13 protein-coding genes are annotated in these 17,620 nt (G+C 64.1%); 4 read left to right on the top strand and 9 right to left on the bottom strand.

Annotated features, from left to right (window positions below):
• Positions 1-3: 3 nt before the first annotated feature.
• From pelF to VGU61_RS08795, 9 genes are all read right to left on the bottom strand, one after another.
• A complete protein-coding gene (pelF, locus tag VGU61_RS08835) occupies positions 4-1,605 on the bottom strand; it encodes a GT4 family glycosyltransferase PelF (RefSeq protein ID WP_414691613.1) in 1,602 nt (533 codons plus the stop codon).
• Entirely contained in the window at positions 1,602-2,669 is a 1,068-nt protein-coding gene (locus VGU61_RS08830) for a hypothetical protein (RefSeq protein WP_326858744.1), read from the bottom strand. Before VGU61_RS08830 ends, pelF begins: the two co-directional genes overlap by 4 nt.
• Positions 2,659-4,119 carry a PelD GGDEF domain-containing protein gene (locus VGU61_RS08825; protein ID WP_326858743.1) on the bottom strand — a complete coding sequence of 487 codons (1,461 nt, stop codon included), beginning with the start codon at positions 4,117-4,119 and terminating at the stop codon, positions 2,659-2,661. The genes VGU61_RS08830 and VGU61_RS08825 overlap by 11 nt, the downstream gene beginning before the upstream one ends.
• Positions 4,120-4,695: a penicillin-binding protein activator LpoB gene (locus VGU61_RS08820; protein WP_326858742.1), complete on the bottom strand. Its 576-nt coding sequence runs from the start codon at positions 4,693-4,695 to the stop codon at positions 4,120-4,122. It abuts the gene before it with no gap.
• Positions 4,683-8,627: a tetratricopeptide repeat protein gene (locus VGU61_RS08815; RefSeq protein WP_326858741.1), complete on the bottom strand. Its 3,945-nt coding sequence runs from the start codon at positions 8,625-8,627 to the stop codon at positions 4,683-4,685. The genes VGU61_RS08820 and VGU61_RS08815 overlap by 13 nt, the downstream gene beginning before the upstream one ends.
• On the bottom strand, positions 8,620-11,514 hold the full coding sequence (locus VGU61_RS08810; protein WP_326858740.1) for a bifunctional glycoside hydrolase 114/ polysaccharide deacetylase family protein: 2,895 nt from the start codon (positions 11,512-11,514) through the stop codon (positions 8,620-8,622). Before VGU61_RS08810 ends, VGU61_RS08815 begins: the two co-directional genes overlap by 8 nt.
• Positions 11,515-11,820: 306 nt before the next feature.
• The gene (locus VGU61_RS08805; protein WP_326858739.1) at positions 11,821-12,150 is read right to left on the bottom strand and encodes an Hpt domain-containing protein; all 330 of its coding nucleotides are present in this window, start codon (positions 12,148-12,150) and stop codon (positions 11,821-11,823) included.
• Between the two features lie 2 nt (positions 12,151-12,152).
• Positions 12,153-12,548, bottom strand: coding sequence for a response regulator (locus VGU61_RS08800; protein WP_326858738.1), 396 nt, complete (start codon positions 12,546-12,548; stop codon positions 12,153-12,155).
• On the bottom strand, positions 12,545-14,878 hold the full coding sequence (locus VGU61_RS08795; protein WP_326858737.1) for an ATP-binding protein: 2,334 nt from the start codon (positions 14,876-14,878) through the stop codon (positions 12,545-12,547). The genes VGU61_RS08800 and VGU61_RS08795 overlap by 4 nt, the downstream gene beginning before the upstream one ends.
• A 178-nt stretch (positions 14,879-15,056) precedes the next feature.
• Between VGU61_RS08795 and VGU61_RS08790 the strand changes: the two genes are divergently transcribed.
• From VGU61_RS08790 to VGU61_RS08775, 4 genes are read left to right on the top strand one after another with little or no spacing between them, the layout of a single operon-like run.
• Positions 15,057-16,187: a class I SAM-dependent methyltransferase gene (locus VGU61_RS08790; RefSeq protein WP_326858736.1), complete on the top strand. Its 1,131-nt coding sequence runs from the start codon at positions 15,057-15,059 to the stop codon at positions 16,185-16,187.
• Positions 16,188-16,235: 48 nt separating this feature from the next.
• Complete coding sequence (locus VGU61_RS08785; protein WP_326858735.1) at positions 16,236-16,460, top strand: hypothetical protein; 225 nt, start codon at positions 16,236-16,238, stop codon at positions 16,458-16,460.
• 30 nt (positions 16,461-16,490) lie between these two features.
• Positions 16,491-17,156: a LysE family translocator gene (locus VGU61_RS08780; RefSeq protein ID WP_326858734.1), complete on the top strand. Its 666-nt coding sequence runs from the start codon at positions 16,491-16,493 to the stop codon at positions 17,154-17,156.
• 9 nt (positions 17,157-17,165) lie between these two features.
• Positions 17,166-17,495: a DHCW motif cupin fold protein gene (locus VGU61_RS08775; protein ID WP_326858733.1), complete on the top strand. Its 330-nt coding sequence runs from the start codon at positions 17,166-17,168 to the stop codon at positions 17,493-17,495.
• The last annotated feature ends 125 nt before the right edge of the window (positions 17,496-17,620 follow it).

Here is a 17,620-nt window from a genome sequence, read left to right as displayed (position 1 = left end):
CCGTCAGCGCTGTGGATGCATCGGGCAGCGGAGCGCCTGCGCAGGCACGTCGGATTGCTGCAGCGATTGCTGATAAAGACTGCGGTATTCGCCGAACATCCGCTCCTGGGTGTAATACCGCTCCACCCGGGCGATGCCGGCGGCCTGCGCCGCATGCCAGCGCGGCAGGTCACCCAGCAGGTTGACCGCCGCCTGCGCCAGCAGCACCGGCTCGGCGATGCCGACCACTTCCCCGGCGGCGCCGAGCGCCTGGTCGGCCTCATCGAGTCCATAGACAAGCTGGCGGCAGGAGCCGACATCGGTGGTGACCGCCGGCACGCCGGCGGCGAATCCCTCCAGCAGCACGAGCGGTAACGCTTCGCTGATGCTGGACAGGACCACCAGCCCGATCTTCGGCATCAGCTCATCGATTTTCTGAAAGCCGAGAAACTTCACCTTATCCTGCAGACCGAGTCCTTCGGCGATATTGCGGCATTCCTGGGCATAACCCTGGTCTTCATCCTCCGGTCCGGCGATCCAGCCTTCCGCGTCCGGCAGCAGATTGACCACGGTGCGCATGGCGCGGATGAAGGTTTTCACGTCCTTGATCGGCACCACGCGGCCGATCAGGCACAGCACCGGCGGGGGCGTTGCAGGCCGCAGCGGGCGCAGCGCCGACAGGCGCGGCAGGTCGATGCCGTTGGGGATGTTGCGGGTGCGCGCGGCGGGCGCGCCGTCCTTGATCTGCCGCAGCCGGTTGGTCTCATACAGAGCGACGATCTCGTCCGATGCCTCGTAGCAGATGCGGCCGAGCGCTTCGAAGAACCGGATCCACAGGTCGCGGAAATAAGAGATCTGCGAGGCGTCCTTTTCGAAGACACTGCGGTTGTCCCGGATCCACTGGCTCTGAAACAGGTCGATCTTGCGTTCCTTGGTGTAGATGCCGTGTTCCGACAGCAGCAGCGGCCGCCCGGTCTGCTGCTTGAGCAGTGCGCCGAGCAGACCGGCATAGCCGGTGGAGATGCTGTGGTAGCAGCGTGCCGGTATCAAGCGGTTGGCGATGCGCGCCAGCAGCCATACCGGCGCATGCATGATACGCACCGTCCAGAAGTAGTCCACGAACGACGGATCGGTGCAGAACGCCCGGTACTGCCGGGTGATGTATTCCCATGCAGCCTTGCTGTACAGGAAGGCGGGTTCGTCCATCGCCTTGCCGTCCTGCATCAGCGGCACCAGCGCCTCCAGGGAGGCAGAGAGCTGGCCGCCCGCGCTGCCCGGCGAGCGGAAAAGGTCATGGAACGCTTCCATCTGTGCGAACGCCTTGCGGTCGCTGCGGCGCGGTTTGACCAGTGGGACATTGTGCCGCTCATGCATGTAGTGCACTTCGACATGGACGACGTTCGGCGGCAGCGCATACTTCGGCGGACCATAGTCCTCGCGACGGCTACCGATGAAGCAGATGCCGAAGCGGATGTCGGGAAACCCGCGGATGATCTGGTTCACCCAGCTCGACACGCCGCCGCTGACATAGGGGAAAGTGCCTTCCAGCAGCAGCATCACGTCGCAGTCGCCGGCGGTGGGCAAGGCCGCCGGGGCGGCCTGCGATGCGGGTAGCGGCGCGTTCATGATGCAAGTCTCCGGGTCATGGATGAATTGCCTGCACGCGCGCCGGCACGGTCGCCGAGCCAGTAGCGCTTGACGTTTTCCAGCGCCGGTCCGCCGCCGCTGCTTTCCAGCTCGGCGAGCAGTGCATGCAAGGTGTCGAAGCGCCGCTCCAGGAATGCCAGTTCGGCGTAGTAGGGCAGCAGCCGTTCGTAGGCGAAGTGATTCAGGCGCGATTGTTCCAGCGCGTGTCTGGCGCCGGCAACGTCACCGCGCGCCAGCTTCAGGCGGGCGATGATGAACCAGAGTCCGCCATCCTCGGGATTGATGTCGAGCGCCTGCAGAGCATGCTGCTGCGCCTGCTCGGCGGAGAACAGCTGCATGTCGCCCTGCACAAGGTTCTGGTAGATCAGTTCCCAATACAGTTCGGCAACGCGCTTGCAAAGGCGAAAGCGTTCGGCCGGGCCGGGCGGCTCGCCCTGCGATGCACCCGTGCCGGCTTCCAGCAGCTGCCGCTTTTCGACGATCTGCCGGGTGATGTGTTTTTCCTTACTGTCCAGGATGCCGTAGGCCAGCAGCCGCACGTCGTCTGCCGGGTCGGCCAGCAGGTTGCGCAGCAGCGGGCCGATGGCGCGGACCGGCGTGTCCTGCACGGCGATCAGCGCCTTCAGGCGCTGCTCCACCGGCGCGTTGGTATTGGCAAGTTGCGAGCGCGCCTGTCCGCTGCGGAAGCCGGTGCCCTCGTGATTGCGGTAGGTGTTGAACTCAGGCGGTTGCACGGTGCCGAAGGTGGTTTTTTTCTTCAGCTTCGGCATGACACGGTAGAGCACTGCAGCCAGCGCTTCGGCGATCATGCTCAATACCGGAATGAAGAAATGAAAGGAAAACAGCAGCGCGAACAGCAGGGTCTTCTGACGCCGGTACTTTTTGGGAGCCAGCATGCCGATGGCGACCGCCATCAACGCGCTGGCAATGCCATGCAGCACGAAATACTGCAGCATCAGGGCGATGCTGCGGCTTTGCGAAAACAGCAGCCAGAGGGCGGCGGTTTCGAAGGTCAGCGAGGAAAGCGTCAGCTTATACAGCACAGCGCGTCACCAGGTGGGAAAGTGTGGCCGCCGGCGGGGAAAAGCCGATGCGGGCGGTATGCATGACGACCCGGCTGCCGAGAAAGCCGGTGCCGAACTGGCTGCGGATCGCGCCTTCGATGCGCAGCAGGTAACCCTCGACCGCCGCCGAACCGGCCAGCGGCAGCAGCGTGATGAGCGCATGGTGCTTCGGACCCGCCAGCTCCCAGGAAATATCGACGCCGCGCTTGAGGCGTTTGACCTGCTCCAGGATATCGAGCGACACCTCGTCATTCTCGAACACCAGCGCCACCAGCGATGAATCGATGCCGGACGATAGCCGGATCCGGTGCAGGCGCACGACATCCAGCGCCAGTTCGGGCGGGCAGGCCGGCACCTTCGTCAGTACCCGCCGCGCGGCTGCGTCCAGGTTGACGCCGTCGGCGTAGTAGTCGGTGAGAACCGACAAAAGCTGCAGTGTCTCCGCATTCAGCGCCAGGAAAGGCAGCTTCTCCACCGCAAGCACGCCGATCGGCCGGCCGGTGGAAGGCAGCAGCGGCGCGCAGATCAGATACCGGCTGCTGTCGGCACCGTCCGGCATGCCGTCGGACTGCACATGCGTAAGGATGTCTTCATCGAGGCTGTGGCGCAGCAGCGGGTCCTGCATCGATAGCTCGGACGGGCTGCCGAGCACCGCGGCCGCAGGCAGGATCGGCACGCCGTCGTCATCGAGCGCGTACAGCGCGGCGCGTTCGAGCTGGCAGCTCTGGCCAAGCAGCTGGATCAGTTCCTGCGCGCCCGGCAAAGGCTCGCCGGCCTGGCTGCGGTCCATGCTGATGTCGCGCAGGCGGCTGAGCGTTTCGCGCAGGGTTACCGGCTTGACCAGCAGATCCTGTTCGAGGCGTTCATGCGACAGGCGCAACAGGAAATGGTTTTTGGTCAGTGTTTTGAGACGCTCTTCCAGATAGGAGCTGGTTGCCAGCATGCGCCGGGTACGCTCCTTCCAGGTATCGGAAAACTGGCCGGCGATCAGCACCACGCCGAAGCCGCCGACGAAGAAATTCCGCGGAAACGCCTGAGTGTCGCCGATGCCCGGCCAGCCGTAGCGGGCCATCAACAGCCAGTAGCCGACATAAAGTCCCACGGCCAGCAATCCGATCGACGAGCCGTGGCGCAGCGCAATGAGCAGCGGCGCAAGCCATAGCCAGGGGAATTCCGCCTGCACGCCGAAGATATCGCCAGGCCAGATCCAGCTGCCGATCGCCAGCGCGCCGCCGCAGAATACCAGCACGTCCACCAGCGCCATCCACGAACGGCTGGCAGCCCGCACCTCGTCCGGTTCAAGGACGGAGAAGCGGCGCAGCATGTCGCCGATGGCCAGTGCGCCGTCGTCCGTTCCGTCATTCGTCGGCGCGTCCGCCGACGAACGTCGCATCCGGACCGCCGACAGGCGGCGAAGCAAGGCAATCATTCAGCGGGCCGCGTTGATGACCGGCGCGAGCTGGCCGCGAAGAAGTTTTTGCGCCAGCGCTGATAAAGCTTCACGGCTCCAGCCGGTACCGCCGGCGGCGGATGCCCACAGCACGTCGCCGCTGTTGACGTCGATCACCTGCAGCGTCAGCCCGACGGCGGGTTCGCCGTCGATGCCGACCTTGTAGCGCCATTCGTCGACACCGCCGGCGAGGGCATAGCGGATGTTCTCCCGCCGCGCCCATTCCAGTGCCGCATCGCGCTGCTTGCGGTCCATCGGCTCGAACAGGGTTTCGGTATTCAGGCTGCTTGGATAGCGGGTGAGTTTCGATACGCCGCCGGCGCGCAGGAGATTCTCGGCGATCGATTCGGCGCGCAGTCCGGCCTGCGGCGTTTCGGTATGGTTGATGAAGGGCAGCACCGTCCAGCGGGCATTCGATTCGAGCTTGGGCGGCGGCCCGGCATCCATCGTGGTGCAGGCGGCGAGCAATGAAAGGCAGCACGCGAGTGCGAGGGAACGCCATGCGCGCGAGCGGGAAACCGGGGCGCCTGCCGGTGCGGTAGTCAGTAAAGCCATTTGTAATTGATCCCCAATTCTTGAAAGCCGCGTGGAATGGTCGGTGTGCCGCTGCTGCGCTGGAAGCGCAGGGTCAGCACGTCCTGACCGAGCACGCTGCCGGCCACGCCACCCGACAGGTTGAAATTGCGACCGGAGTCGCGGTTGTACAAAAGTCCTGCTTCGACAAATGGGCGCAGGGCCCTGCTGTAACGCCCGTCGATGACCGTGCCGATACCGACGCTGACGCCATACGACACGCCGTCGGCCGGCAGCCGGCCGAGATCCGTTCTGTTCTCTGGAAGATATTGCAGGAGCGAAGCATCGATTTGGCCGTCGTCATTGAACCGGCTACCGGCGGCGAAGGCGCGCACCGTCAGATTCGGGTATTCCAGCCGCAGGTGGCTGCCCGCTTCCGCTGTCCAGCTGCGGCCCGTGCCGAGCGATGCGCCGTCCTGCGACGCATAACGTTGCCAGCCGAGACCCAGGCGCAGATATTCGGCGCGGCTGAGTTGATAGGTCAGGCTGGTGTCGATGCCGCTGCGCATGCCGCCGATGCGCAGCAGCGGTGTTTCGACTGCCCGCTGGTGGATGCCGATGTTGCCCGTCAGGCGGAGCGCCGAAGCCGGCGACAGCTCGTAGTCGAGCCGCAGGCCGGTGACGCTGGCGGCCGCCTGCCGTGCCTGCAGGCTCAGGGCCACGTAGCCGGTCGAGGTGCGCTGGCGCAGTGCCAGTTCCGCTTCATTGTCGCGCTTTGGCGTGCCGCGCAGCGCCGCCGGGTCGATGGTCTGCGGATCACGCTGCGAAAGCGTCAGCGACATCCTCAGCCCGTTCGTCAGGCGCATGCCCGCCGTGGCTTCGGTGCGATCGACCTGCAACACCGGGTCTTCCAGGCGCGAGCGGTTGAACTGGAAGGCTGCCGGCTCATCGACCGTGAGAATCGTCAGGCGCTGGTGCAATTGTTCATCCGCATCCAGCAGCGCGAGCTGGTCGAACGCCAGTGTCTGCGCCAGCGCGGTGCGGCCGGCGCGCGCAGCCGCTTCGACCCGGTCGTACATCGGCAGCCAGTCGGAAAGCTTGTCCAGCATCTCGTTGAGCTGGGCACGGTCGTCCCTGTTGAGCACCAGGGCAAGATCACCCCAAAGCGGTTTCGATAATTGCCCGGCAAAGCGTGTCGCAAGCCAGGCGGCGGCAAGATCGCTGGCCTGGCGGTTCAGCGCGTAAGCCAGCGCCAGTTCTCGCACGGTGGCCGACAGGCGGGCATCGTCACGTGGCCGCTGTCCGCTGCCCGGTGCAAACATCTGCGCCGGGTCTGCCGGCACGGCAGGTGCGCGGTTGGATGGTTCGAGGTCGGCCCGGTCCATGGCAGCCAGCAGATCCCTGCCGCCCGCCAGGTGCGAAGCGATTTCCGTGGCGCGCGATGGGGCAAGCTGGGTCACGTCGGCGCGCAACAGCGCCTGCATGACGTACTGCGCGCCGTCGCCGCCCATGAAGAGCGGCGCGGTGGCGGCGAGGCGGTCGCGCAGGGCGCGCAACTGATCCGGCGGCGCGTTTCGCAACACTTCCGGCTTGCGCAGATCGAGCCATGCGCGCCGGCGAATCCGCCAGGCGAGGTCCGGCTGGCTGTTGGCATCGAGGCATTCGGCATAGCTCATCAGCCACAGATAATCATCCTTGGGGAAACCCTCCTTGCGGAACCAGTGCAGGGCGGTGACCTGGCGATTGATCGCCATGTTGGCGGCGGCGAACGGTCCCCACAGGGCCGGCGTCGTTTCCGCATCGCGTGCCCATGCGGCGAGCGCCTCTTTCAGCGGCCCGGTGTCGCGGGCAGCGATCATCGTCCATAACAGGCCGGCGCGGAAATCGGCGCTGTCGGGCGCAAGCCTCAATGCCGCGCGCAGGTCGCGCATCGCGCCCGGCAGGTTGTTGCGTCCCTGTTCCACCGCGGCTCGCCCGGCCAGGAAATTCGCGTCCTGCTCCAGTGTCGTCAATGCGTCCCGCGATAGCCCTTGCAGGAAACGATGCGCACCGTCGTAATCGGCTGCGGCCAGCCTGGTGTTCAGCACTCCCTTGGCGAATTCTGGATTGCCCGAGCGGGCAAATTCCGATTCCGCCAGCAATGCTGCCGCCCGCGGCTGCTCAGTGGATAACAGCGAGAAAAGGTTGCTCGCATCGTTGCCGTTATGGGCGTTGCCTTCGACCAGCTTGCGGTAGGCTTCCAGCGCTACCGCATCGTTTTGCAGTTGCGCGGCGATCTGGGCATACGCGCGCCAGAATGCCGCATCGGCGAGCGTGGCCTGCGAGACGGAACGCGACAACTCGTCGAACGCCTTGTCGACCTGGCCACGTTGGTAGAGCAGGGTGGCGATGCGCAATGCCCTCGCCGCATTGGGCTGGAACTCGGATTGCAGGCGACGCAGCACGGCGATCAGTTCTCCCTCCCTTCCACCGCGGCCGGCAAGGCCCGCCAGCAATTCGAGGTCGCTTTCCCGCTCGGCGCCGGAAATTGCGCTCCTGCCGATGGTGTCGCCGTTTTCATTCACGCCAAGCCGCTCACGCAGCGCCTGCATCGCCTTGTCTGCCTGCCCGGCATTTTCGTAGAGGGCAAGCAGGCGTTCCATCCATGCCCGGTTCTTTGGTTCGGCCACGATCTTGTGGCGAAGCGCGCTCTCCAGCGCGGCCTGGTCGAACAGGCTTTCGGACAGGCGCAGCACCGCGTCCCATCCTTCCTTGCTGCCGGTCATGCGTGCATAGGCCAGCCATTGCGGCAGCGCATCCCGCGGCAAGCCGCTCCACTCGCTGGTCTGGGCCAGCCGCTTGCGCCATTCCGCCGCGTCCGGCCGCTGGCGCACCGCCGACAGCGCCAGGCGGCGGGCCGCATCCAGGTTGCGGTTGGCAAGAAAAACCTCGAAACCGAGCCGGTACGATTCTTCGTCGAAGGGCGCCGCCGGCAGCGCCTCGGCATTGGCGGCGGGCGGTGCCGCGGCTGGCTCGGCGGCCGTCGCCACGCGTACCATCCGCACCGGTTCTGCAGCCGGCTGCCGCAGCGATGCCAGCCACTCATAAGGCGTCTGGTAGCGAACCCGACGCATGTCCGGGTCACGATCCAGGAAAGACATGCGGAGCATGCGCTTGACGTAGCGCTCGGCGATGTCGAGCCGATTGTTGGCCTGCGCCAGGCGCACCAGAAAGCGCAGGGTTTCGGTATCGTCGCCGAGGGGCCCGATGTTCCGTTCGGCTGCGGCCAGCGCTTCGTCGGCGAAGCCGCCCGACTGCAGGGTGCCGATGGCGTCCATGAACAGCCGGCGCTGCCGGTCGATGCCGGTGCTCTGCTCCATCGCGCGCAGGTAGAGCAGCGCGCTGGTGCGGTAGTCGCCGATGCCCAGCATGCCGCGCGCCGCGTCATCGTAGAACGCCGCCGGCAAGTCTTCCCGACCGTCGGCGATGCGCCGGTACACGGCGGATGCAACGGCGTATTCGCCGATACGCATCGCCTTGCGCCCCAGTTCCAGCAAGCGCTGGCCTGTCAGCGGCGAGCGCTGCATCGCCTGCAGTTGCTGCCGCAGCAGGCCGCGCTTCGCTTCACGGCCGGGCGCATCGACCGGCTCCGCATAGGCCTGCTGCTCCAGTATCGACAGTTTCAGCCAGTCGGCCTCCAGGTGCCAGCGCGGCTCATTGCGCCGGTAAAGCGGATCAAGCGCCGCCAGCGCGTCCTCATAGGAACCCATGCGTGACAGCTGGTCCGCCAGCGGCAGCACCAGCGCAATGTTGCCCGGCTCCGCCTTCATCGACACCTTCAGGTATTCGAGCGTCAACAGGTCGCCGTCCTGGTTGCCCTCGGCCAGCCGCTGTTCGAGCGTCTTGTGCGGAAAGACGAGCACCATCACCACGCCAACGGCGACGAAAAAACCGGCAACCTCGATTCCGGAAAAGAGTTGAAGGCGCTCAGGCATTGCAGGACACCGCAATCCGATGCTGCCATGTCGTGGTCGTGCCGGGTGGAGGAGCACCCAGATCGAAATGCCGGATGGCAGGGTTGCCCGCTGTCGTGCCCTGCATTGGCTTGCCGTTGACCTGCACCGCGCACCCGCCGGCTCCGCCGAGGGCGAACAGCGCATTGCCGTGGCTGGTCAGCGTGAAGCGCAGTTCCGAACCCTTCGCACCGCGGCTGCGCGTCATGTCGCTCACCGGCCCGCTGGCTTCGTGCAGATAAGCCGGCCGCGAGGCCTCCGGTTTCGAGGAAATCCTCACCTGCGATGCCGCCAGCGTCAGGTAGGCGCCGGACGGGCCGGGTGTGACGCCGGCGATGCCGGTGCTCGCCGACAGCGAAGGCGCGGCGGCACCCGGCGGAAGTCGAAGCGTCCGCAAGGCGGAACCGGTCCGCACGATGATATCGCCGCTGGCACCATCACGGGCAATGCTGGTGTGTTCAAAGTCCAGCACCTTGCGTACGTACTCGGATGCATAGACATGGGTCAGCGGCTGCGAGGCAGCCCAGCGGTATACCTTGTGCAGCGCTTCGATGCCGGCGGGCTTGGTGCCGGAATAAAAGTGGTAATAGATGTTCACCGGCTTGAAGCGCACCGGCGATTCCGCCACCTTGAAGGCGGCGATGACCTGCTCATAGCCGTAGAAGGGGCCGGTCCAGCCGTTGGTATAGACGTTTTCATTCTGGTTCGGCGCGAATACCTGGTACCAGCCGTTCTTGCGCAGACCCTGCGCGGCCAGCGTGGTCCAGGTGGTGGAATTCGGATTGATGGCCGCGTCGCCGCCGTTGAGGTTAAGGAAGCCATGCCGGTAGGTTTCCTCGATTGCCTGCGCGGGAGGAATGCAGTCTCCCGACCACAGGAACACGCTGGCGGTTTTCCCCTTCGGCATCAGGCGGCTGTTGATGTAATCCATCGAACCCCTGGTTTCCCGCTCCAGGTCGAATTCGTAGCCGGGCAAGCGCAGATTGAATGCCTTCTTCTGCGCCTGCTCCTGTCCCGCCATGCGCGCCTGCTGGCTGGCGACCGCTTCGGCCCAGACGAACGGGTGCGAGTAGGAGTGGCTCGCACCCTCCACATACGGCAGCGCGAAGATGCTTCGCGCGATCGGCTCCAGCTTCTCGGTCAGGTTGCGATACAGCCCCTGGCTGGACAGCTCTCCCTCGATGATCGAGACGGTGGTCGGGATGCGGTAGCGTTCCAGGATGTCCCTCTTGATCACCTCGGCGGAAAACGGCGCGCCGGGCAGCTCCGCCCTCGATGCGAAACCGTCGCCGTCGATATGCGCCAGCAGCATGCGCCGGCCGCCCTCGGTGGTGACGTCGGGCACCGGCAGGTCGGGCAGGGCGAGGGCGGCCCTCAGGAACTTCAGGGGATGCACGACCCAGGAGGCGTACTCCGACAACTCCCATTTGCCGACCGCAAATGGCGTCAGCGCGAAGCCGCCCCAGGAGGTCAGCGCTGCGGCGTCATAAAGATTGCCCCGGGTATCGGCGAGGGTCAGCAAGCCTTTGCCCTTGTTTGCGGCCAGCCGGATCGGAACAACGCTGTCCCGGTTGGGGAAGGGCGCCGATTCGAAACCGACGAAGTCCTTGTCCATCGCCTGCACCGTCAGGCGGTCCGGCCGCGCGGCACGGAATGGCGTAATTTCCAGAGCCGCCGCGGTGGCGCCATCCAGCGCAAAGCCAAAGCGCTCGAACACAACCAGTCGCACGCCTTCGCGCACGCGCGCGGCAAGCCATGGGGCAAGTCCGGGGTTGCTCACCTTGTCCTCGAACCACGTCACGACGCCGGCATAACGGCCGGCCATCAGCATGTTTGGTAGCGGAGCAGAGGCAAGGTCGAGGAATTCATATCTCAGACCAAGATGGTTGAGCTGGATGCCGAGCATGCGCTGCGCGGGAGTGTAGTGCAGATCCTGCTTGTTGCCGGTATCGACCAGGACCAGCACGGTGCGCGGCATGACTTCGATGCTGCCGACGCCAAGCGACACCAGGCCGCCGTCGGCGACCCAGGGAATGAAACCGTCCGCCATGATTCGCGCCGCGGTGCTGCGCGCCAGCTCGCGCGATGCCGCGCTGTCCGGTGCGACGTAATCAATGGCGATCACCGGGAGCTTGTAGCGGTCGCGCGCCGTTTTCATCTGTCCCATCAGCCATTCGCGGTCCTGTTCGGGAACGGGACGGTATGCATTCTTTCCGGCGTCGAAACCCTGGTACAGCGATTCGGCCGCCACCGCATACACCAGCGAGGACACTTCCGGCAGCAGCTCGAAACCGCGGTTGAAGATCAGCCGTGCTTCCGGATAGCGCCGCTTCATTTCGCGCAGGATGCCAACCATCGCGGCGGTTTGCGTCGCGCGCTCCGCATCGGTGGTTGCAAACAGCTGATAGGAATCCAGGGTGTCGAGAAAAAAGCCGCGCCACCCTTGTTCCCAGAGCGGCGCGATGATGGTGTTCAGGAAGAAGTCGCTCCAGCCCGGGGCGGCCTGGTCGATTACGCGGCTGCCCCAGGCCGCATTGTCGCCACGCAGGACGTTCTTCGGCAGGCTGGCGTAATAAGGCCGCGACGGCTGCACTTCGCCCAGCGACACATAGGCAAACAGCTCGTGCCCTCCGTCAGCGGAGGCTCGCGCCGTGGCGCGCGGATTACGCACATGCGCCGGTTCGACGACGGCGATGTCGAATGCCTGCAAATCGGACAAGGGAGGATTGTCGCCGTAGTAGAAAGCGACCGATGGCCTGGTAGATGATGCAATTGATGGTGCGGATGCAGAGGCGTGCGGCTGCGCCGCCACACCGCATGTCAACAGCACCCATCCTGCGATCCGCCACATCCATTGCCACATCGTCATCCCGCCGCCTTTGTCCGGATCAGTCGCCGCAAGCCGACCGCGGGATGGACATTGCCGTACGCAAAGAGTTCGGTCGATGGTGACAATGTTTCGGTCGATGATGTCATTAATGCATCGCTATATGGCCCGTTGCACGATAGGGAAGCCGACGGAGCGGTAAGGAACACAACTGCGCAAAACGAATACATGTCGGATCGCCACGTTCATGAGGGCCGACCAAGGAGCTGATATCCAATGTTGATTGTCGGCAAAACTCACGATTCTAACGGTAATGCCTTATGAGGGTGATTGAATGAAACTATTTCATCAATAAGCTTCTGACAGCCTGCGCAGGTCCTGCAGCGCAACCGCAAATGCCTTGACATCGCTTTCCGCAATCTGGTCATCGGCCAGCCATGAAGCGACGATGTCCTCCAATCGGCGTGCTTCATCACCGGTATCCGGCAGGTCGAAGGTGCCAGCCGTTCCGGCAAGCGAATGCAGCAGGCGATGCAGCGCCCTGAGGCTGGCTTCATCGCCGCCGGCGATCCATTGATGCATGGCCTGCTCCATGGCGTCGATGCGCGCCGGCAGTTTTGCAATAAAGCCATGCTGCAGCAGGCGCATCTGTTCCCGCAGCGTCTCTTCGCCCGTCATGATCACTTTCCCCCCGTTTCCCATAACTGCCGCAGTTGCTGCGGCAAATGCATCGGATCGAACGGCTTGGCGACTACCCCGATGGCCCCCAGCCATTTATACAGCGCGATTTCGCTTTCCTGTACCTTCGCGGTCATGAAGATTGCCGGCACCTGTGCCACCGAGGGCATCCTCCTCAGCGCGGAAAGTGTCGCGGGACCGTCCAGCCCCGGCATCATCACATCGAGCAGGAAAAGGTCGGGAACCAGTTCGCCGTCCACTGCCGCCAGCGCTTCGGCGCCCGAGGCGCAGGCGGTCACCGAGAAGCCGCCGACGACTTCAAGTGCCATCTGAGCGACCGTCCGGATATCGGGGTCATCTTCCACATACAAAATGCTCGACAATGCGTGCACGGTCATGCCGTTTCCTTTTTATCTATGGCGGTATCGTCGTGTCCGGGGGCGTCCTGCCCGTACATGGGCAGTTCGACGAAGAACTCGGTGCCGCCGCCGGGCGGCGTAATGAAATCGATCCGGCCTCCATGCTGTTCGACGATACTTCTGCAAATGCTCAGGCCGAGCCCGGTGCCGCCCTTGTGCGTCGAACCGCCAGTGTCGGCCTGCGCGAATTTCTTGAAGATCCGTGAGCGGAATTCCTCCGGGATGCCGGTGCCATGGTCGATCACCGACAGGCGTGCCCGTCCTTCGTGCGACCCGACGCGCACTTCGACCGCCTGGCCGGGCGGCGTGAATTTCACCGCATTGGATAACAGGTTGACCACGACCTGGATCATGCGGTCGCGGTCGGCGTTAACGACGACGGCGGCATCCTCGGCTGACGCATCGTGCAAGACAAGCGCCACATTGAACTGCTCCGCGTAGCCGCGCGTGGCGTCGATTGCCTGCTGCACCAGCGGCCGCAGTGCGCGCGGAGCAAGATCGAATTCCATGTTGCCCGACTCCATCTTCTCGATGTCCAGGATGTCGTTGATCATGCGCACCAGGCGTTCGCAATTCGCGTTGGCGATATCCATCAACTTTTTCGCCTGAGGCGGACAAGCGCCCAGCGCGCCGCCGGCGAGCAGGCCGAGCGAGCCGCGTATCGATGTCAGCGGCGTGCGCAGTTCATGCGAGACGGTCGAGATGAATTCGTTCTTCATCTGCTCGACCTTCTTGCGCTCGGAAATATCCTCGACGAAGATGCTGAAAAAATAAGTCTCATGCGTACCGGCCAGCCCGATGGTCATCTCGACCGGGATTTCCTCGCCACGCCGATTGACGAGCGTGCGTTCCAGACGCCGGTTGAAAAAATTGGCCTTGCCGCTCTCCTGGAAACTTCGGATCGCCAGTTCATAGTCCGCCCAGTAGCGCTGGGGCACCACCAGTTGCGTAAGCGATCGCCCGATGGCTTCCTCGCTGCGCCAGCCGAACATGCTGATGGCGCTGCGGTTCCAGTCGGTGATGTGGCCGTGCAGGTCGACGCCGATGAAGGCATCCTGGGCGGTGTCGATGATGGTCTGGACGCGATTTTCATTGGCTGTCACGCCGGCCAGGGCATGCGCAAGTTCCGCGGTGCGCAGCTGTACCCGTTTTTCGAGCGTCTGATTGAGTTCCTTGAAGGCGGCTTCCTTGTACAACAGGTTAGCCACAAGAAGGTTCAGCGAACTTGTCAGTGCCCTGACTTCGAAATAGCCGCCGGTATTCGGCACGATCTTTTCCGCTTCGCCTTTCTGGATGCGTTGCGCCGAATGGGCAAGCGACCACAGTGGTCTCGTAATGCGGCGGGCCGCGATCAAGCCGAGCAGGGAGAACAGCAATGCCAGGCCGATACCGCTTGCCAGCACCTGGCGCTGGATGCGCTTGACCGGCTCGAAGGCGTCGTCCGTGCTCTGGCGCACCAGCACCGTCCAGCCGAGACCCGGATAGGTTGCATAACCCTTGCTCTTGCTGAATCCGACCAGGTACTCCCGGCCGTCCGGCCAGATATCGGTGCGAAAATGGTCGGGCTGGTCGCGCTCACGCCGGTAGTTCGTCAGCGAGATTGTCTTTCCCTGCATGGCAGGCGGTCCGAGCAGGATCTTGCCGTCCGCCGCCACGATCATCGCCTCGGCCTTGCGGCGTATTTCGATCGGCCGCATCACCGACTGTTCGATCTCCTTCGCCCATTGCCACGACAGATGCACACCGAGAACACCCTTGGCGGCATTTTCCATGCCGCCGTATGGAAATGCCACGTCGACGAAACGCATCGGTTCCCGCCCGGCGTCGTTCGGCAGCAGCTTTGCCAGCAGCACCGCCTCATGCACGTCGCCGAGATAGATGCCCTTGAGGGCATTGCTATGCCATGGCCGCTTCGAAACGTCCGCACCCTCCAGCAGCCCCCTGGCCGCGACCATGACCTTGCCGGTCGAATCGGTCAGGCCGATCCAGGCGTAGTACGGATATTCATGCTGCAGCGATTCCAGAATCGCCCGCTTGGCTGCTGTGCTGCTTTCCGGTGCGCCGAGATCTGCCCGCCGGGCCATGAGCTGCACTTCCCGGTAGCGTTCGAACATGCCGCGATCGAGCTTGTCCGAGGTTTGCAGGGCGAGTTCGCCGAGGCTGTTGCCGATGTTGGATTTCAACTGTTCGGTGGCGGTGACGCCGATGACTTCCACCAGGATCACTGTCAGCAGCAGCGATAATGCGGAGAACACGACTGCGAGGTAGACTCCCACGCCGCGGTCGTAAATGATCTTTTTCAAATTCATGGAATTGTTTGCAAAACGGTGAGGGTGGAGCCGGGGTCGACGCCGGCATCCATGCCATCTGGCGATCCCGAAAGGATACCGGTTTGTGATGCTCTGCGGAAATGTCGTAGGCAGGATTTTTCCGGACTGATGGCTGCGCGCCACCGATCATGGCTTTTTATTCAAGAAAGTTAATCAAATGACTACCCAATCGCTCCTGCAATGGACCGAGGAAGACGCGCCGGAAAAGTCCGGTACGCTGCCCTGGCGGTCGGAAACCGGGGCGGCTGTGCCGAAACGGGTGCGAATGGCGGATGACCGGATGACGGCGGATGCCGCGCTGCGGCTTGCCAGCGAGGGAAGTGCGCTGCTGTGGCGGGGCGACTTTCAGAATGCCCGCCAGCTGCTGCAGGCGCTGGCCCGCCGCATCGACCGCAAGCCGCGTAAAACCGGCAGCTCGCCGGTCGAGAATTTTCATTTGCATCGCCAGGCGCAGGCGCACCGCGCACGCATCCTCGGCATGCTGCTGATTCCCTTTGACGCCGGCTACTTGATTCCGCTGCGGCGCGCTCCCGATGTCCGGCAGGCCTGCCTGGAAACCTATGGTCCCGACGATGGGCCGTTTGCGACATCGCTGCGCGAACTGCTGGGCGTCATCGGTGCGCATGAATGGCGCAAGAAGGGTGTCGAGATTCCGGCGCTCGGCGCCCGCATCCATCCGCATTACGGCGTGTTTTCTCCGGTGCGTGGCGAATATGTGGGCATGGTTGCCGATGCGCCGCTGCCGTCCACCGCGCTGGCGTTCGACATCGGCACCGGCACCGGCGTGCTGTCGGCGGTCCTCGCACGCCGTGGGGTGAGCAGGGTGGTCGCGACCGATCAGGACCGGCGCGCGCTGGCCTGCGCCCGTGAAAACATCGAGCGGCTCGGCTACTCGTCGCAGGTGGATGTGGTGGAGGCGGACCTTTTCCCCGCCGGCAAGGCGCCGCTGATCGTCTGCAATCCGCCATGGATTCCTGCTCGGCCCAGTTCCACCGTCGAATATGCCGTGTATGACCCTGACAGCCGCATGCTGCGCGGATTCCTGGGCGGTCTGGCAGCGCACCTGGAGCCTGGCGGCGAGGGCTGGCTCATTCTGTCGGATATCGCGGAGCACCTCGGGCTGCGCTCGCGCGCCGACCTGCTGGCGCTCATCGACGGCGCTGGCCTGGAGGTTGCCGGCCGGATCGATGTGAGGCCGCACCACCCAAAAGCCGCCGACCCCGAAGACCCGCTCCACACCGCCCGTGCCGCCGAAGTCACTTCGCTCTGGCGGCTTGCGGCGCGCTGAGCGGTCAGGGACAATAGCTGCGTTTTCACTTCACTTCATCGCACATCCATGAGCAACAAACCCGCCCGCACGCTGACATTCAAGTGCAAAGCCTGCTCCAAGCCGGTCACCCTGTTCCTGCAGAAGGTATCGGCCTGTTCCCACATCCAGCCATATCAGGGCATCTGCAAATGCGGCGAGGTACTTCGCCACGCAACCGGGCAGAAAGACGCCGTCGAGTCCTTCCTTGCTTCCCCGGACGGCAACTGGTCGCATCATCATCACCATCATTGATATCCTTGCCACCGTTCAAGGAGGGCCGTCATGCCTGATACCGTCATTGCCTGGCCCATGCTGGCCGCCTTCCTTGTCGCCAGCCTGGTGCTTGCAGTCACGCCCGGACCGGCGGTCGTCTATATCGTCACCCGTACCATCGCCCAGGGGCGGCGCGCCGGACTTGCTTCCGTGGCGGGTGTCGCGCTGGGCAATCTCGGCAATGCCATCGGTGCATCGCTGGGCCTGGCTGCCTTGTTCGCCGTTTCCTCGCTGGCATTCAGCATCGTCAAATACGCCGGCGCCGCATACCTGATCTATCTCGGCGTCAAGGCCTTGCGCGCAGTACCGGCCGGATCGCCGGCGGCCAGCGTCGGGATGGAAAGGCAGGCGCCCCGGATCGGGATGATCTTCCGCGACGGTTTCCTGGTGGCGCTGCTCAACCCGAAAACCGCGATGTTCTTCGCCGCTTTCCTGCCCCAGTTCATCGACCCGGCAGCATCGGCCGTCGCGCAAAGCATCCTGTTCGGCGCAGCTTTTGTCCTGATCGCCTCGCTCACCGACATGGTCTATGTGCTGGCCGCGAACGCCGCAGCGCCCGCATTCGTCAACCTGAAAGGCATCGGTGCCGTAGGCCGCTATGCGACGGCATCGGTATTCATCGGGCTGGGCGTATTCACCGCCGCCTCCGGCTCCAATACGTCAAAACTCCAATAAGGATCCGCCATGCGCATGACCGACATTCCTTTCGGGACAACGGACTGGGGCAGCATTTCCCCGACCGAACACAAGGGTGAAACCGGCACTGCGTGGTGGCGTACACAAACCTTCGGCGGCATTCGGGTGAGGATGGTCGAGTACACGCCCGGCTATCTCGCCGACCACTGGTGTTCCAAGGGGCATGTGCTGCTGTGCCTGGAGGGAGAGTTGCACACCGAGCTGGAGGACGGCCGGACATTCATCCTCAAGCCGGGCATGAGCTACCAGGTTGCCGACAATACCGAACCGCACCGTTCCTGGACCAGGACCGGTGCCAGACTCTTCATCGTGGACTGACGGCGGCCTGACCGCCTTTCTTGCATCCTGTCAAAGCGGTGTCCGCGTCATTGGCGTATGGTCTGAAAACTTGGCAGTCTTCGTTGACCGCCGGCAAGCCGTAAAGCTGTTCCCACACCATCGAC

Source organism: Noviherbaspirillum sp., assembly GCF_035944575.1.
Taxonomy (GTDB): Bacteria; Pseudomonadota; Gammaproteobacteria; order Burkholderiales; family Burkholderiaceae_D; genus Noviherbaspirillum.
This window is presented reverse-complemented; position numbering and strand designations above follow the sequence as displayed.

Bases quoted from the DNA above. Each gene is read 5' to 3' on its own strand.
- VGU61_RS08820 (WP_326858742.1), bottom strand. From the start codon at position 4,695: ATGGCTTTACTGACTACCGCACCGGCAGGCGCCCCGGTTTCCCGCTCG.
- VGU61_RS08800 (WP_326858738.1), bottom strand. From the start codon at position 12,548: ATGACCGTGCACGCATTGTCGAGCATTTTGTATGTGGAAGATGACCCC.
- VGU61_RS08795 (WP_326858737.1), bottom strand. From the start codon at position 14,878: ATGAATTTGAAAAAGATCATTTACGACCGCGGCGTGGGAGTCTACCTC.
- VGU61_RS08785 (WP_326858735.1), top strand. From the start codon at position 16,236: ATGAGCAACAAACCCGCCCGCACGCTGACATTCAAGTGCAAAGCCTGC.
- VGU61_RS08810 (WP_326858740.1), bottom strand. From the start codon at position 11,514: ATGACGATGTGGCAATGGATGTGGCGGATCGCAGGATGGGTGCTGTTG.
- VGU61_RS08780 (WP_326858734.1), top strand. From the start codon at position 16,491: ATGCCTGATACCGTCATTGCCTGGCCCATGCTGGCCGCCTTCCTTGTC.
- pelF (WP_414691613.1), bottom strand. From the start codon at position 1,605: ATGAACGCGCCGCTACCCGCATCGCAGGCCGCCCCGGCGGCCTTGCCC.
- VGU61_RS08815 (WP_326858741.1), bottom strand. From the start codon at position 8,627: ATGCCTGAGCGCCTTCAACTCTTTTCCGGAATCGAGGTTGCCGGTTTT.
- VGU61_RS08825 (WP_326858743.1), bottom strand. From the start codon at position 4,119: ATGATTGCCTTGCTTCGCCGCCTGTCGGCGGTCCGGATGCGACGTTCG.
- VGU61_RS08790 (WP_326858736.1), top strand. From the start codon at position 15,057: ATGACTACCCAATCGCTCCTGCAATGGACCGAGGAAGACGCGCCGGAA.
- VGU61_RS08775 (WP_326858733.1), top strand. From the start codon at position 17,166: ATGCGCATGACCGACATTCCTTTCGGGACAACGGACTGGGGCAGCATT.
- VGU61_RS08805 (WP_326858739.1), bottom strand. From the start codon at position 12,150: ATGACGGGCGAAGAGACGCTGCGGGAACAGATGCGCCTGCTGCAGCAT.